Source organism: Mesorhizobium sp. BE184 (assembly GCF_031457045.1).
In the GTDB taxonomy this organism is placed as follows: domain Bacteria; phylum Pseudomonadota; class Alphaproteobacteria; order Rhizobiales; family Rhizobiaceae; genus Mesorhizobium.
Genome location: NZ_JAVDVU010000001.1, coordinates 704,776 through 721,070, shown reverse-complemented (window position 1 = coordinate 721,070; position 16,295 = coordinate 704,776). Strand labels below are relative to the sequence as shown.

The window sequence follows — 16,295 nt, the reverse complement described above, 5'->3', positions numbered from 1 at the left end:
ATGAGCACGTTGTAGCATCAAATACGGCAAAAAGCGGAACGGGAAAACCGACATATCCTGCTTTTCCGGTATGAAATCAGGCGTGCTGCATTGGCGGACCCGACCTACCAGAGGTTCTTGCCGTCGATCACGGTCACCTCGACCTTGTCGAGGTCGAAGTCGTCCAACAGGCGCGCGTTGACGGCGATGCGCATCTTGTCGAAATTCGCTTCGCCGGTGCTCCAGTCGGGCGTTTCGGTGAAGGTGGTGCAGCCGCATGCCGGGCAGAAGCCATGCTTCACGATCATGGTTTGCCAGCGATAGGCGGCGGTCGAACGCTGCGGCTCGATCTTCACCTGCGATGGCTCGTAATAAGCCCAGAGCGCGCCGCGCTTGGAGCAGAAGGAGCATGTGCAGCGCGTTACAGTTTGCGGCGCTTCCGAGACTTCGAAAGTGGTCGATTTGCAGTGACAGCTTCCCTTGACGGCCATGGCGATCCCTCGTTCCTGGTCAGGGATCGAAGGCAGCACAAACGGCCCGCGCTGGCAAGCTGGTGCGGCGAGCACTCCTGTCAGTCGATATCGGCAACCGCTTCGCCCGCGCCGCCTTCGATGCGCTGTGACAGCGACGCTTCCATGAAGTCGTCGAGGTCGCCGTCGAGCACGGCCGAGGGATTGGAACTTTCGACGCCGGTGCGCAGGTCCTTGACCATCTGGTATGGCTGGAGAACGTAAGAGCGGATCTGATGGCCCCAGCCGATGTCGCTCTTCGACGCTTCCGTGGCGTTGGCCACCGCCTCGCGCTTCTTCAGCTCTTCCTCGTAGAGGCGCGAGCGAAGCATTTCCCAGGCCTTGGCCTTGTTCTTGTGCTGCGACCGCTCCGCCTGGCAGGCCACCGCTATGCCGGTCGCCAGATGGGTGATGCGCACGGCGGAATCGGTGGTGTTGACATGCTGGCCGCCGGAACCGGACGAGCGGTAGGTGTCGATGCGGACGTCGGACTCCGAAACGTCGATCTGGATCGAGTCGTCGATGACCGGATAGACCCAGGCGCTCGAAAACGATGTATGGCGGCGCGCATTGCTGTCGTAGGGCGAGATGCGCACCAGGCGATGCACACCGGATTCGGTCTTCAGCCAGCCATAGGCGTTGTGGCCTTTGATCAGCAGCGTGGCGGACTTGATGCCGGCCTCTTCGCCGTCATGGACTTCCAGAACCTCGACCTTGAAGCGGCGGCGCTCGGCCCAGCGCGTGTACATGCGCAGCAGCATCGAGGCCCAGTCCTGGCTTTCGGTGCCTCCGGCGCCGGCGTGGATTTCCAGATAGGTGTCGTTGGAATCGGCTTCGCCCGACAGAAGCGTCTCGACCTGACGCGCCTTCACCTCGCCGCGCATGGAGCGCAGCGCGCTCTCGGCCTCGGAGATGACGCTCTCGTCGCCCTCTTCCTCGCCAAGCTCGATCAGGCCGATATTGTCGTCCAGCGCCTGAGTGAGCCCTTTGACCGCGGCGATGCCTTCCTCGAGGCTCTGGCGTTCGCGCATCATCTTCTGCGCCTCGATCGGATCGTTCCAGAGGCTGGCGTCCTCGGCGCGGACGTTCAGGTATTCAAGCCGCTTGATGGCCTGATCCCAGTCAAAGATGCCTCCTCAGCAGGGTTATGGCCTGCCTGATCTCGTCGACAATGTTCTGCGTTTCCGCGCGCATGGCTGATAATTCTGTCCGTTATGGAAATTGGATCGCTGAGCCGGATACATAGGCAGGCGGCCGATGCCTGTAAAGCCAGATGGGCCGGACTTTCGCCCGGCCCATTCACGTTCATGTCCTAATCAGTAGAGCCCGCCGCCGCCGGACTGGATATCGCCCGCCGCCTTCGGCGACAGCGCCGTGCCGCTGCCATTGGAGCCGTCATCGCCCATGCCGATGACCCAATAGCTGTCGGCAGGCCCGGTGCCGGGCTTGAAGGCTTCGATGATCGTGCCCGCCTCGCCTTCCTGGGCTCGCATGCCGGTCTTGTGGTTGATGGCGATGAGCTTCATGCCATCCGGCACCTTGAAGTCGATCTTCGGCTGGCCGACCAGCGCATCCTTCATGAACGCCTTGAAGACAGGCGCCGAGAGGCCACCGCCGGTCACGCCCGAGCCAAGCTGGCGCGGCTGGTCGTACCCCATATAGAGGCCGACCACGAGATTGGGCGTATAGCCGATGAACCAGGCGTCCTTCTCGTCGTTGGTGGTGCCGGTCTTGCCGGCGATCGGATAGCCGAGTTCGGAGATGGTGACGGCGGTGCCGCGCTGGACGACACCCTGCATCATCGAGGTGATCTGGTAGGCCGTCATCGGGTCGAGGACCTGCTCGGAATTGTCGACGAGTTCGGGCTCCGGCTGGTTCTGCCATTCCTGCGCGTTGCAGTTTTCGCAGCCGCGCTCGTCCTGCTTGAACACGGTCTTGCCGTAGCGGTCCTGGATGCGGTCGATCACCGACGGTTTGATCGACTTGCCGCCATTGGCCATGATCGAATAGGCCGAGACCATGCGCATGACGGTGGTCTCACCCGAGCCCAGCGCCATCGGCAGATAGGGCGCGAGGTGGTCGTAGACGCCGAAGCGCTCGGCATATTCGGCGACCAGCTTCATGCCCATGTCGTTGGCGAGGCGCACCGTCATCAAATTGCGCGAGCGCTCGATGCCCGAGCGAAGCGTGGCGGGGCCGGCTGTGCGGCCGTCATAGTTCTTCGGCGTCCAGGTCGTGTTGCCGGACTGGATGGTGATCGGTCCGTCCATGATGACGGAAGCCGGCGTATAGCCATTGTCGAGCGCGGCCGCATAGACGATCGGCTTGAAGGACGAGCCCGGCTGGCGCATCGCCTGCGTCGCGCGGTTGAACTCGGACTGCGCGTAGGAGAAGCCGCCGACCATGGCCAGCACGCGGCCGGTGTGCGGGTCCATCGCGACCAGACCACCCTCGACCTCCGGCACCTGCCGTAACTGGTAACCGTCGGCGTCGTCCTTCTTCTGGACGAAGATGACGTCGCCGGGGCTGAGCACGTCAGCCGGCGACTTCGCCTTCAGCGTCTTGCCGTCCTTCTTGTAGCGCATGGCCCAGCTCATATCCTCCTTGGACACGGTGGACTCGACGCGCTCCTTGACCAGCGCACCGGAAATCTCGCGCTCCGGCTGGAGGCCGATGGAGAGACCGGAGGCCGAGCTGTCGAGAACGACGGCCAGCGACCATTCCGGCACGTCTTCCAGGCCCTTGACCTCGGCCAGCGACTTGCCCCAGTCGCCGGAGATGTCGATCGTCTTGACCGGACCGCGATAGCCGCGCAGCGTGTCGAACTTCATCAGGCCGGTCTGCATCGCCTTGCGGGCGAAAAGCTGCAGCTTGGGATCGAGCGTCGTGCGCACAGACAGGCCGCCCTCGTAGAGCGCGTTCTCACCATAGCGGGCGATGATGACGCGGCGGACTTCCTCGGTGAAGTATTCGCCGGCGAACAGATAGGTGCCGTTACGGCGCGGCGTGACGCCCAGCGGCTCGGCCTTGGCCTTCTCGCCCTCCTCATGGGTGACGTAGCCATTGTCGACCATCTGGTCGATGACCCAGTTGCGGCGCTCGATGGCGCGATCCGTGTGCTTGAAAGGATGGTAGTTCGACGGGCCCTTCGGCAGCGATGCGAGATAGGCCGCTTCCGAAACCGTCAGCTCGTTGACCGACTTGTCGTAGTAGGTGAGCGCGGCGCCAGCGACGCCATAGGCGCCGAGGCCGAAGAATATCTCGTTCAGGTAGAGTTCGAGGATGCGGTCCTTCGGATAGGCCTGCTCGATGCGGAAGGCCAGGACCATTTCCCTGATCTTGCGCTCATAGGTCTGGTCCGAGGTCAGCAGGAAGTTCTTGGCGACCTGCTGGGTGATCGTCGACGCGCCGACCTGGCGGCGGCCCGAGCCGAAATTCTGGAAATTGGTGAGGACGGCGCGGCCGAGGCCGGTGATGTCGATGCCGGGATGGTTGTAGAAGTTCTTGTCTTCTGCCGACAGGAACGCTGCCTTGACGCGATCCGGTACAGCCTGGATCGGCAGGTAAAGCCGCCGCTCGCGCGCATATTCCGCCATTAGCGAACCGTCCGACGCGTGGATGCGCGTCGTTACCGGCGGCTCATACTTGGCCAGCACCTCGTAGTCGGGCAAATCCTTGGTCAGGTGGCCGATATAGACAGCAACCCCTGCCGCCACCAAAAGGGCGAGCATCGTGCCGATGCCGAAAAAATAGCCGATAAGACGAATCATGCCCGCTCCAGTCCAACGTCCGGGATTCTCCTAAACCAAGCAGCACCGCGCGCAAGCACAGGCGTGGCTCCCGATCCGTATTCGAAACCCAATGTCGCGGCGATGTGGGCAAAATACGGCGAGATGAAGTTTAGCGCCCAAGCGGACGAAATAAAACCACCCGGTGTTGTTGCCGCGCAACGCGTGTGAAGAGGCAGCGTGCGCGCCGGCATCGCTAGCCGCCAGCGCCCTGTCTGCCGGCCGCGAAAACCGCGACCGCGCCGGCGATGCTGTCCGCCGCCTTGCCGCGCCAGTCCGGGTCGATCAGCTGAGCCTCGTCCTTGGCGTTGGACAAATATCCGAGTTCGACCAGGACGGACGGCACGTCGGGCGCCTTCAGCACGCGGAAGCCGGCCGAGCGATGCGGGTTGTTGATGAGGCCGACCGTGGTCGAAAGCTTTCCGACGAGCGTGTGCGCGAAGCTCATGGAAAAGGAATGCGTCTCGCGCCGGATCAGGTCGATCAATATGTCGGTGACCTGTGGATCGTCCGCCTTGATTTCCATGCCGGCGAACTGGTCGGACAGGTTTTCGCGATCGGCCAGGGCCTGCGCCTCCGGATCGGAGGCCTTGTCCGAGACCGTGTAGACGGTGGCGCCGCGAATGCCTTTCAGGTTGATGGTATCGGCGTGGATCGAAATGAACAGATCCGCCTCATGCTGGCGCGCGATGCGGACGCGGTCGTCCAGCCGCAGGAATTCGTCTTTGTCGCGGGTCATGAAGACCTCGTACTTGCCAACCGAAAGGAGCTTGTCGCGAAGCTCCTTCGCGAAGGCGAGCGTCACGTCCTTCTCGACGGTGCCGCTCGATCCCTCGGCGCCGCCGTCAATACCGCCATGGCCGGCATCGACCACTATTGTGAAGCGATGACCGGGGTTGGATGTCGGGCCGTTGCCGACCCTTTCCCCCTTCGCGACGGCCGCAGTCGAGCCGGTGGTGAGGGATTGGTCGGCCAGCGCAGCCTCGAATTCCCGAGCCGAAGCGGCCGAAATCTCCACCGCGAGGCGGTAGCCCTTGCCATCGTCATTCTTCAGGACATCGAGGCTATCGACCAGAAAAGGCCCCTTCCCCGTCAGGACCAGCCGGCCCGTGGTCTCGCCGACATTGCCGTAGCGGACGTTCTTGACCAGGCCGCTAGCCTTCACATCCTTGGGGTCGAGCGCGAGCACGGTCCCCGGCAGATCGATGACCAACCGGTTCGGGGCTCGCAGGAGGAACCATTTCGGCTGCGGTTCGCGTTCGAAATCGACGACGATGCGCATTTTGGTGGCGTCGCCGGCCATCCGGTAGTCGAAGGCCTTGATCGGCGCTTCGGAGGCTTGGGCCAAAGCCGGAACGGCGAGACAGCAGACCAGGAACAACAGCAACGAGGCGAGCCAGCCGAAGAGACCGCCAGACTTCAAAACCTTGCCGTTTTGCGCTGCAAACCCCATCTCAAGTCCAGTGGCTCCCCTTGGCGCACTCTCGGCCGCGAATCAGGCGCGACCGTCCGGCTCCAAAACGCCTAACGCTTCGTATCCAGAGAAGGTTAACCAAGCCTTTTCACGACGGACATGCGGTGTGGAAGCGAGCATATTCCCGCGCCCGGGCTTCCGCTGCGGAAGTGCTTTTGCCGGCGTCGGAATCGGGGTTGCCTTCCACTGTGCCAAATCATAAAAGCGATGGTGGATCACCGCAATCCTGGGACGCCCCGTTCCGCAGCTTTCGGTTGCAGGCCAAACATGGGGCAAGTTCCAGTCGCGACGAGCAATCGAGCGAAGGTTTCAGGTGGTTGCGACGAATTTCGCAGGCGTGCTCCCGTGGCGGGGGAATCGTCTGCGTGAAGAAAACGGCTAGGGACGAGGTCCCGCGCCGGCTCGACAGAGCAAACAAGCTGGTCCGGTTCATTCCGGGCTTTGGTTCAAAAAAAGGGTTCGCCAGGCGACGATGTCTTCAAGCGCACTGATGGAAAGGTCCGCATTCAACCGCGCCATTTTGGCAGCGGGCGGCACCGCAGTGGCGTTGGAGCATCGCACGGCGAACATGCAAACATCCGGCACCCTGACTGATACAGACCCACAGCGACGGGCATTGTCCCTCCCGCTGAGGCTGGCGGCTGCCGGGGGGAAACGAAATAATGCCCAACAAAATGCTAATCGACGCCTCCCACCCGGAGGAAACACGCGTCGTCGTCGTACGCGGTAACCGTATCGAAGAATTCGATTTTGAATCCCAGGACAAAAAGCAACTCAAAGGAAATATCTATCTCGCCCGCGTAACCCGCGTCGAACCTTCCCTTCAGGCAGCCTTTGTCGAATATGGCGGGAACCGTCACGGGTTCCTCGCCTTCAGCGAAATCCATCCCGACTACTATCAAATCCCGGTCGCCGACCGTCAGGCCCTGCTGCACGCTGAAGCGCAGGAAGCCGACGACGAGGACGACGAGGACGGCGATGGCGAAGACCGGCATCGCGGGCGGCGCAATCGCAGACGCGGCGGCAAGCATCGCGGCCGCTCCAGCCACGAAAGCCGCGCCGACGCCTCCGAAGACGGCGCAGATGCGGCCGCGAACGCCGACGACAACGGCGATGGCGACGAGACGGCGAGTGACGATGCAGTTTCGTCAGCCGTGGAGTCGGCGCCGGAAGCGGCGCCCGACGACGAAACCAATATCACCATGAAGGCGGAGGCCGATGCCGACGTCATTTCGGAAGAGATTCCTGAAGGCGCCGGCGAGCAGCCGGAAGACCGCGGCATGCTCGAAGAGGTGCAGCACGCGCACCACGACGACCACGATGTGGAGTCGGTCGGCGCGGAAGACGCGCTTGAAGAGGTTCGCAACCGCCGCAAGCCGCCGCGCCGGCAATACAAGATCCAGGAAGTCATCAAGCGCCGGCAGATCCTGCTGGTGCAGGTCGTCAAGGAAGAGCGCGGCAACAAGGGCGCGGCGCTGACCACCTATCTGTCGCTCGCCGGCCGTTATTCGGTGCTGATGCCGAACACGGCGCGCGGCGGCGGTATTTCCCGCAAGATCACCAACGCGCAGGATCGCAAGAGGCTGAAGGAGGTCGTCTCCGACCTCGAGGTGCCGCAGGGCATGGGCGTCATCCTGCGCACCGCGGGCGAAAGCCGCACCAAGGCCGAGATCAAGCGCGACTACGAATATCTGATGCGGCTGTGGGAGAACGTCCGCGGCCTGACCTTGCAGTCCAGCGCCCCTGCCCTCGTCTATGAGGAAGGCTCGCTGATCAAGCGCTCGGTGCGCGACCTCTACAACAAGGATATCGACGAAATCCTGGTTGCGGGCGACGACGGCTACCGCGAGGCCAAGGACTTCATGCGCATGCTGATGCCCAGCCACGCGAAGGTCGTGCAGCCTTATCGCGACACGACGCCCATCTTCGTGCGCTCCGGTATCGAGGCGCAGCTCGACAAGATGCTGCAGCCGCAGGTGACGCTGAAATCCGGCGGCTACATCATCATCAACCAGACGGAAGCGCTGGTCGCCATCGACGTCAATTCGGGCCGTTCCACCAAGGAGCACTCGATCGAGGACACGGCGCTTCACACCAATCTGGAAGCAGCCGAGGAAGTGGCGCGCCAGCTCAGGTTGCGCGACCTTGCCGGTCTGATCGTCATCGACTTCATCGACATGGAGGAGAACCGCAACAACCGCTCCGTCGAGAAGCGGTTGAAGGATCACCTCAAGAACGACAGGGCGCGTATCCAGCTCGGCCGCATCTCGCATTTCGGCCTGATGGAGATGAGCCGCCAGCGCATCCGCGCCTCGGTGCTCGAATCGACCATGAAGCCCTGCCCGCATTGCGGCGGCACCGGCCATGTGCGTTCTGATTCTTCCGTGGCGCTGCTGGTGGTGCGGGCGATCGAGGAATTCCTACTCAAGGATTCGCGCAGCCACATCACCGTCCGCACGCCGGCTGCGACCGCCCTCTACGTGCTCAATCACAAGCGCAGCACGCTGGTCGAACTGGAAACACGCTTCGGCCTGACGATCACCGTCGAAGCCGACGACACGGTTGGAGCGCAGCACTATGCGATCTTCCGCGGTGCGTTGGCGGAAAAGCCGGAAGGCTTCGTCGAAGCCCGGACACAGTTTCCCGCCATCGAGGAAGAACCCGAAGACGATATCGTCATCGAGGAAGACGAGACGGAGGCGGAAGAGCAGCCCCGCCAGCAGGGCCAGCAGGGCCGGCAGGAGCGTTCCGGCGAGAACGACGACGGCCAGCGCGGCGACAAGAAGCGCAGGCGCAGGCGCAGGCGTCGTGGCGGCAAGGACCGCGAACAGGGCGTCGAACACCAGGGCGGAGAGTCCGTCACGGCCGCGCCATCCGCATCGATGTCCGATGACGAAACCGACGATGGCGATTCGGGCGATGAAGCCGGGGCGTCCGTTGTAGCGGTCGCCCAGGACGGCCAGCCAAAGAAGCGTCGGCGTGGCAAGCGTGGCGGCAAGCGCAACCGCCCCGAAGGCGAGGATGGGATCGGCGATGCTGGCGAAAGCATCGAGGATTCGGAGAAGGCTGAAGCCGCCGCCGAAAAGCCCGCGGCCGAGGAGCCAAAATCCGAAACGCAGCCGGAAGCGGCGACGGCCGATGCCCCGGCAGCGGCCAACGACGATGAAAAGCCGAAGAAGCCGAAGCGGGCCTCGCGCTCGAAGAAAGCTGTAGCCGAGGCGACCGAAGAAAAGACAGTTGCAGCCGAACCGGCCAAAGCTGCGGAACCGAAGGCGGAGCCCCCCGCGGCAGAGGAGCCGGTCAAGAAGCGGGCTTCGCGGCGCAAGGCGGCAACCGCCGAGACCGTGGCTCCGGTCGTCTCGTCGACCGTCGCCAACGAGCCCGGCGAACCCGCCGAGCAGAAGCCGAAAAAAGGCGGATGGTGGCAGCGGAAAGGCTTTTTCTGAGCCGTTTCAGTCCCTTGACCTGATTTTCTGACAAAGTGAATCCCGCGCTGGCCTTCCGGCGCGGGATTTTTGTTGGGTGTTCTGCTTCCGCGTTCGTTGCGATCGCACGCGGCTGGTGAAAACCCGCGGCAGAGTTACGACAGAACGTTACGGCGCGAACACCGACCAGTTCATCATCTTCGCCAGCTTCTCCAGCGCGATGGAACCCAGCTTCGAATTGCCGTTGGCGTTCAGGCCGGGCGACCAGACGGCGAGCGAGGCGACGCCCGGCACGATCGCCAGTATGCCGCCGCCAACGCCGCTTTTGCCCGGAATGCCGACGCGGAAGGCGAAATCGCCCGAGCCGTCATAGTGGCCGCAGGTGAGCATCAGCGCGCTAATGCGCCTTGCTCGCTCCGCCGAGATCACCGAATGCCCGGTCGAGGGCTGCCTGCCGCCATTGGCCAGGAAGCGCCCTGCCAGCGCCAGTTGCCGGCAACTCATCGCAATGGCGCAATGGTGGAAATAGACGCCCAGCGCCATCTCCGGCGCATGATGCAGATTGCCGAACGACTTCATGTAATTGGCCAGCGCGAAGTTGCGGTAGCCGGTTGCCCGTTCCGAAGCCGCCACGGCGCTGTCAATGGTGATCGTCTCGTCGTCGGCGAGAAACTGCACGAAGCGCAGGATCTCGCCGATCGTTTCGCGCGGCTGGTGGCCGGCCAGCAGCACGTCGGAAATGACAATGGCGCCCGCATTGATGAACGGATTGCGCGGGATGCCGTTCTCATGCTCGAGCTGGACGATGGAGTTGAACGGGTTGCCGGACGGCTCGCGCCCGACCCGCTTCCACAGCGCATCGCCCTTTTCGCCCAGCGCAAGGGTGAGCGTGAACACCTTGGAAATGCTCTGGATCGAGAAGGCTTCGCCGGCATCGCCCGCGACCAGCACCCGGCCGTCATTTGTGGCCGCCGCGATGCCGAACTTGCCGGCATCGACACGGCCAAGCTGCGGGATGTAGCTGGCGACCTCGCCACGGTCGCCGCGCGCCGCCATCTCCGCCGCGACTTCGGCAAGCGCCTGTTCCAGATCGGCCATTGCCCCTACCTCAACCAGCGTTCGATGCGGGCGAGCGCCTCGACCATCTCGTCATGGCTGCCGGCGTAGGAGAACCGCATGGTGCGATGGCCCTGCAGCGGGTCGAAGTCTCGGCCAGGCGTCGCTGCGACATGCGCCTCGGCCAGCATACGGCGGGCGAAAGCCATTGAGTCGTTGGTCAGCCGCGAGACGTCGCAGAAGGCGTAGAAGGCGCCGTCCATCGGCGCCGCCAGCCGAAAGCCAAGCTCCGGCAGGCGCTTGGCCAGAAGTTCGCGGTTCCAGGCATAGCGCGCCTTGATTTCCTCCAGCTCTGCCGTCGCCTTGAACGCTTCGATGGCCGCGACCTGGGAAAGCTCCGGCGCGGAAATGTAGAGGCTCTGGGCGATGCGTTCGATCGGCCGCACCAGTTCGGGCGGCAGCACCATCCAGCCGATGCGCCAGCCGGTCATGCAGTAATATTTTGAGAATGAATTGATGACCGTGACTGACGAGCCGAAGGCGAGCGCCGTCGTGTCCGGTCCGGCATAGGAAAGGCGATGGTAAATCTCGTCGGAAATCAAGGAAATGCCGAGGTTTTCCGCGGTTTCGACCAGCAGCTTCATCTCGGCAGCGGGAATGACCGCGCCGGTCGGATTGGCCGGACTGGCGAACAGCGCGCCTTTCAGCGGCTTCTGGCGATGCGCCTTCTCCAGATGCGCGGCGCGGAGATAGGGTTCGCCGTCGAGCTCGATCTCGACGACATCGATGCCGAGCGCCGCCATGATGTTGCGGTAGGCGGGATAGCCCGGGGCGGCGATGGCGACGCGGTCCCCGGCGTCGAACATGGCGAGAAAGGCGAGGTTGAAGGCCGCCGAGGAACCGGTGGTCACAGCGACCCTTTCAGGCGCAACATCTATGCCGTAGTGCTCGCCATAATGCGCCGCGATGGCGCGGCGCAGGGCGGCAAGTCCCAGCGCGTCCGTGTAGCCGATGCGTCCCGCTTTCAGGGCGGCGGCGGCGGCCTGCCGAACCGCTTCCGGCGCAGGATCGGACGGTTGCCCGACCGCCATCGACACGACGGAAACGCCATTCGCGGCCAACCGGTTGGCTTCGGCCAGAATGTCCATGGCGTGGAACGGCTCGACCTCGCCGCGCCGCGAAAGCGAAATGCTCATATGTGCTCGTATCCTGACAATCCGTGGCCGGACAGCGGTCCAGCGCCGCACAAATGCCCGATTGGTGTGGGGATCACAAGTTCATGAAGTTTTCAGCATCGACTTTCCATCATTGGCCGCCTCGTCTACCAGTGGATGCAACATGCTGAGCCTGTTCCGCCCCAAAACGCTGCTTGCCCGCACCGCACGGTCGTTGACGGCGCTGTCGCTCGGCGCGCTGATGGCCGCCGCCAGTTCGATAAGCGCCTTCGCGCAGGGCGTTCCGGTGGTGCGCGACGCCGAGATCGAGGCGCTGGTTCGCGATTATGCGCGGCCGATCTTCAAGGCGGCAGGCCTTTCCAATGCCGGCATCCAGATCATCCTCGTCAACGACAACAGCTTCAACGCCTTCGTCGCCGGCAGGCGTTTGTTCATCAACACGGGCGCGCTGGTGCAGGCCGAGACGCCGAACGAAATCATCGGCGTCATCGCCCATGAATGCGGACATCTGGCCGGCGGGCATCAGGAAAAACTGCGGGAGCAGCTTGAGCGGGCAAAGACGATGGCGATTGTCGCAGGGCTGCTGGGCGCCGGCGCGCTGGTCGCTGGCGGTGCAACCAACAACAGGGCGCTCGCGGGCGCCGGCATCGGCCTCGCCACCGGGGGCGGCGAGGTGGCGACGCGTTCCCTGCTCAGCTATCAGCGCGGCGAAGAGATCACTGCCGACCGCTCCGCCATCACCTATCTCGACGCCACCGGGCAATCCGGCAGGGGAATGCTGAAGACCTTCCAGCGTTTCCAGAGCGCGCTTTCGCTGTCCGGCGCGCAGATCGACCAGTACCGGATCAGCCACCCGATGCCGCGGGAGCGTATTTCCAATCTCCAGGAGCTTGTCGAGAAAAGCCAATACAAAGACAAAACCGATTCGGCGGCGCTGCGGCAGCGCCACGACATGATGCGGGTCAAGATCGCTGCCTACACGCAGGGCCAGGCGGAAGTGTCCCGGCTGAACCGCAAGCTGTCGGACGGCCTGGCGGTGAAATATGGCGATGCGCAGGTCGCCTTCCTGTTCGGCAATCCCGCTTCGGCGCTCAGCAAGACGGACGGTCTAATCAAGGCGCAGCCGAAAAATCCCTATTTCCAGGAGCTGCGCGGCGATATCCTGATGAAATCGAACCGGTCGAAGGACGCGGCGACGGCCTATGCCAAGGCGATTTCCCTTGATCCCGCCAAATCCGGCCTGCTTTCGGTGTCCTACGCACAGGCGCTGATCGCCACCGGGTCGCCCGAGACGCTGAAAAAAGCCGTCGCGCAGATCAACAACAGCCTGCAGCGCGATCGGGAGAACAGCAGCGCCTACCGCTATCTGGCGCAGGCCTATGGCGAATTGGGGGACGTCGCCAATGCCGAGCTGGCAACAGCTGAAGGCTACTATTACAGCGGTTCGTTGAAGGACGCGAAAATATTCGCCATGCGGGCGCAGAAGAATTTCAAGCGCGGCGAGCCGGCATGGCTTCGGGCGCAGGACATCATCAATTCCGGACCGGCCAAGAAGAAATGAACATGCGGATCGCAACTCCATGTTCCCGGTTCAGGCAGAAGGACGAGACACCATGATCAGGGCAATATTGTTGGGCACCACCGGACTGGCGGTTGCGCTGGTCATGCTGGGGGCCGGTTTCGCCGCCGGGAACGCACCCGTCGCTCAGGCGCAGGCGGCGGGCGCCGAAGAGACACCCGCCGTCGTGCAGATGGCGGCCGCTGAAACCCCGACGACGGTCGACCGCAAGGAGGTCGAGGGCATCGTTCGCGACTACCTGCTCAAGAATCCTGAAATCATGCTCGAAGTGCAGGGCGCGCTGGAAGCCAAGCAGCAGGAAGAGCAGCGGCTCGCCCATCTCGGCGTCATCGACGACAACAAGGACGAAATCTTCAATTCCGCCTTCGACGGCATCGTCGGCAACCGTGACGGCAAGGTGACGATCGTCGAGTTCTACGATTACAATTGCGGCTTCTGCAAACGCGCCATCGAGGACATGCAGGCGCTGACCAAGGCCGATCCGGAATTGCGCTTCGTGCTCAAGGAATTTCCGATCCTCGGCCCGGATTCGCAAAAGGCGAGCATCGTTTCCATGGCCTTCCACAAGCTCATGCCGGAGAAATATGGCGAGTTCCACAATGCGCTGCTTGGCGGACAGGGCCGCGCCACGGAGGAAGCGGCCGTCAAGATCGCGCTCTCGCTGGGCGCCGACGAGGCAAAGCTGCGCGAGCACATGCAGGACCCGGACATTCCGGCAGCTTTTGCCAAGACATACGAACTCGCCAACAAGCTCGCCATCACCGGCACGCCCTCCTATGTCGTCGGCAACGAGGTCATCTTCGGCGCCCTCGGCAAGGAGGTTCTGGCGGAAAAGATCGAGGCGGCAAAGTCAGCTCTCTGAACGAAATCGGGTCAACAACCCCGCAGCCATACATTGTTGACGGGGAAAGAACGCACTTGCGCTCTTTTCCCAGTGGAATATGCCCATTATAGAGGGTCCGGCGCGGCGGCTCGAGCCGCACGCAGGAAAGGTCGGTGCTTTTGAAAACGGTATTCGTTTTGAACGGTCCAAATCTGAATATGCTCGGCAAGCGGGAACCGTCTATCTACGGGTCGCAGACGCTGGGCGATATCGAGGCGGACTGTCGCAAAGCTGCCGAGCCTCTTGGGATCACGGTCGACTTCCGCCAGTCCAACCACGAAGGCGATCTCGTCACCTGGATTCAGGAAGCAAGCCAGTCGGCCGCGGGCGTCGTGCTGAACGCCGGCGCCTACACCCATACCTCCATCGCCATCCATGACGCCATCCGGGCCGCTTCGGACGTGCCTGTCATCGAAGTTCATCTTTCCAATATCCACGCGCGGGAACCGTTCCGCCATGTTTCCAAAGTCGCGCCGCATGCCGTTGGCATGATCTGCGGGTTCGGCCCGCTGGGCTACACGCTGGCGCTGCAGGCGCTGGCGGCAAGAATTTAGCGTGCCGACACAAGAAGGGTCGATCATGACGACGAAAAAGACCGGTGTTGACCAGCAGCTTATCCGCGATCTCGCGGGCATCCTGAACGACACCAATCTGACTGAGATCGAGGTGGAGCTTGGCGACCTGAAGGTTCGCGTTTCGCGCCACGCGCCGGCGGTTCACGCTGTGGCGGCGCCGCAGCCTGCCTACGCGGCAGCAGCAGCCCCGGCAGCCATTGCAGCCCCCGCGGCGGCGCCTGCGGCGTCCGACAGCTCGAAGAACGCGGTGCCCTCGCCCATGGTCGGCACGGCCTATCTCTCGCCTTCGCCGGACGCCCGTCCGTTCGTCGAAATCGGTCAGAAGGTGAAAGAAGGCCAGACGCTGCTGATCATCGAGGCGATGAAGACCATGAACCAGATCCCCGCGCCCCGCGCCGGAACCGTGACTGCGATCCTGATCGAGGATACCCAGCCGGTGGAATACGGCATGCCGCTCGTCGTGATCGAGTAAGGCCGGGAAAACGGCGATGTTCCAGAAAATCCTCATCGCCAATCGCGGCGAAATCGCGCTTCGGGTGCTGCGCGCCTGCAAGGAGCTTGGCATCCAGACCGTCGTGGTTCACTCGACCGCCGATGCCGACGCCATGCATGTGCGCCTTGCCGACGAAAGCGTCTGCATCGGGCCGCCGCCCTCGCGCGACAGCTACCTCAACATCCATCAGATCGTCGCCGCCTGCGAGATCACCGGGGCGGATGCCGTGCATCCAGGCTACGGCTTCCTGTCCGAGAACGCCAAGTTCGCCGACATCCTCGCCGCGCACAACATCACCTTCATCGGCCCGTCCGGCGACCATATCCGCATCATGGGCGACAAGATCGAGGCCAAGCGCACCGCCAAGCGGCTGGGCATCCCCGTGGTGCCTGGCTCGGACGGCGCGGTTACCGAAGAGGCCGACGCCAAGCGTATCGCCAACGAGATCGGTTATCCGGTCATCATCAAGGCAACCGCCGGCGGTGGCGGGCGCGGCATGAAGGTGGCGCGCACCGAAGAGGATCTGATCGAGGCCTTGCAGACGGCGAGCACCGAAGCGGGCGCCGCCTTCGGCAACAGCTCGGTCTACATCGAGAAATACCTCGAAAAGCCGCGCCATATCGAACTGCAGGTGTTCGGCGACGGCGCCGGCAGGGGCGTCCACTTCGGCGAGCGCGACTGTTCATTGCAGCGCCGCCACCAGAAGGTGTGGGAGGAGGCCAACTCCCCTGCCCTCAACGCCGAGGAGCGCGCCAAGATTGGCGGCGTCTGCGCCAAGGCGATCGCCGATCTCGGCTATTCCGGCGCCGGAACCATCGAATTTCTCTACGAAAACGGCGAATTCTATTTCATCGAAATGAACACCCGTCTCCAGGTCGAGCATCCGGTGACGGAAATGATTACTGGCATCGACCTCGTCCACGAGCAGATCCGGGTTGCATCGGGCGGCGGCCTGTCGGTGACGCAAGACGAGATCAAATTCAACGGTCACGCCATTGAATGCCGCATCAACGCGGAGGACCCGCGCACCTTCACGCCCTCGCCTGGCACGATCACGCATTTCCACACGCCCGGGGGTCTCGGCATCCGCGTCGATTCCGGCGTTTATTCGGGCTACCGCATTCCGCCCTATTACGACAGTTTGATCGGCAAGCTGATCGTCCACGGCCGCAACCGGGTCGAATGCATGATGCGGTTGCGCCGCGCGCTGGACGAGTTCGTGGTCGATGGCATCAAGACGACGCTGCCGCTGTTTCGCGACCTCGTCGGCAATTCCGACATCGCCAATGGCGACTACGATATCCACTGGCTGGAGAAATATCTGGCCAAGGAAGCCCCCGAAGCCTGAAGATAAGGCGT

At 63.2% G+C, this 16,295-nt stretch carries 13 protein-coding genes; 6 read left to right on the top strand and 7 right to left on the bottom strand.

Annotation, left to right across the window (positions count from 1 at the left end; genetic code table 11):
* Positions 1-104: 104 nt before the first annotated feature.
* The 5 genes from J2X35_RS03475 to J2X35_RS03455 form a co-directional block, all read right to left on the bottom strand.
* Positions 105-470: a GFA family protein gene (locus J2X35_RS03475; protein WP_310180965.1), complete on the bottom strand. Its 366-nt coding sequence runs from the start codon at positions 468-470 to the stop codon at positions 105-107.
* Positions 471-550: 80 nt separating this feature from the next.
* Positions 551-1,682 (bottom strand): peptide chain release factor 2 gene (gene prfB / locus J2X35_RS03470; RefSeq protein WP_156459762.1). Its coding sequence is split into 2 segments (ribosomal slippage): positions 551-1,615 and positions 1,617-1,682, totalling 1,131 coding nucleotides; the frame shifts between segments, so codons are not numbered across the junction.
* A 122-nt stretch (positions 1,683-1,804) separates the two neighbouring features.
* Entirely contained in the window at positions 1,805-4,258 is a 2,454-nt protein-coding gene (locus J2X35_RS03465; protein WP_310180961.1) for a penicillin-binding protein 1A, read from the bottom strand.
* Between the two features lie 214 nt (positions 4,259-4,472).
* Positions 4,473-5,729 carry an N-acetylmuramoyl-L-alanine amidase gene (locus J2X35_RS03460; RefSeq protein WP_310180960.1) on the bottom strand — a complete coding sequence of 419 codons (1,257 nt, stop codon included), beginning with the start codon at positions 5,727-5,729 and terminating at the stop codon, positions 4,473-4,475.
* Positions 5,730-6,179: 450 nt separating this feature from the next.
* Positions 6,180-6,320, bottom strand: a complete 141-nt coding sequence (locus J2X35_RS03455) for a hypothetical protein (protein ID WP_310180959.1) — start codon at positions 6,318-6,320, stop codon at positions 6,180-6,182.
* A 92-nt stretch (positions 6,321-6,412) separates the two neighbouring features.
* Here J2X35_RS03455 and J2X35_RS03450 point away from each other — a divergent pair, with 92 nt between their 5' ends.
* The gene (locus tag J2X35_RS03450) at positions 6,413-9,196 is read left to right on the top strand and encodes a ribonuclease E/G (protein ID WP_310180958.1); all 2,784 of its coding nucleotides are present in this window, start codon (positions 6,413-6,415) and stop codon (positions 9,194-9,196) included.
* A 147-nt stretch (positions 9,197-9,343) separates the two neighbouring features.
* Here J2X35_RS03450 and J2X35_RS03445 read toward each other — a convergent pair whose 3' ends face one another.
* Positions 9,344-10,273, bottom strand: coding sequence for a glutaminase (locus tag J2X35_RS03445; RefSeq protein WP_310180957.1), 930 nt, complete (start codon positions 10,271-10,273; stop codon positions 9,344-9,346).
* A gap of 5 nt (positions 10,274-10,278) precedes the next feature.
* Positions 10,279-11,427 carry an aminotransferase class I/II-fold pyridoxal phosphate-dependent enzyme gene (locus J2X35_RS03440; protein WP_310180954.1) on the bottom strand — a complete coding sequence of 383 codons (1,149 nt, stop codon included), beginning with the start codon at positions 11,425-11,427 and terminating at the stop codon, positions 10,279-10,281.
* A 142-nt stretch (positions 11,428-11,569) separates the two neighbouring features.
* On the opposite strand from J2X35_RS03440, the gene J2X35_RS03435 reads away from it, so the two are divergent.
* The 5 genes from J2X35_RS03435 to accC all read left to right on the top strand — a co-directional run bounded on the left by J2X35_RS03435 (position 11,570) and on the right by accC (position 16,284).
* On the top strand, positions 11,570-12,967 hold the full coding sequence (locus tag J2X35_RS03435; RefSeq protein WP_310180953.1) for a M48 family metalloprotease: 1,398 nt from the start codon (positions 11,570-11,572) through the stop codon (positions 12,965-12,967).
* 52 nt (positions 12,968-13,019) lie between these two features.
* The gene (locus J2X35_RS03430) at positions 13,020-13,847 is read left to right on the top strand and encodes a DsbA family protein (RefSeq protein ID WP_310180951.1); all 828 of its coding nucleotides are present in this window, start codon (positions 13,020-13,022) and stop codon (positions 13,845-13,847) included.
* A gap of 140 nt (positions 13,848-13,987) precedes the next feature.
* Complete coding sequence (gene aroQ, locus J2X35_RS03425) at positions 13,988-14,422, top strand: type II 3-dehydroquinate dehydratase (RefSeq protein WP_056115359.1); 435 nt, start codon at positions 13,988-13,990, stop codon at positions 14,420-14,422.
* A 25-nt stretch (positions 14,423-14,447) separates the two neighbouring features.
* Entirely contained in the window at positions 14,448-14,915 is a 468-nt protein-coding gene (gene accB / locus J2X35_RS03420) for an acetyl-CoA carboxylase biotin carboxyl carrier protein (protein WP_056108744.1), read from the top strand.
* A gap of 16 nt (positions 14,916-14,931) precedes the next feature.
* Entirely contained in the window at positions 14,932-16,284 is a 1,353-nt protein-coding gene (gene accC, locus J2X35_RS03415; protein WP_056108741.1) for an acetyl-CoA carboxylase biotin carboxylase subunit, read from the top strand.
* Positions 16,285-16,295 lie beyond the last annotated feature (11 nt).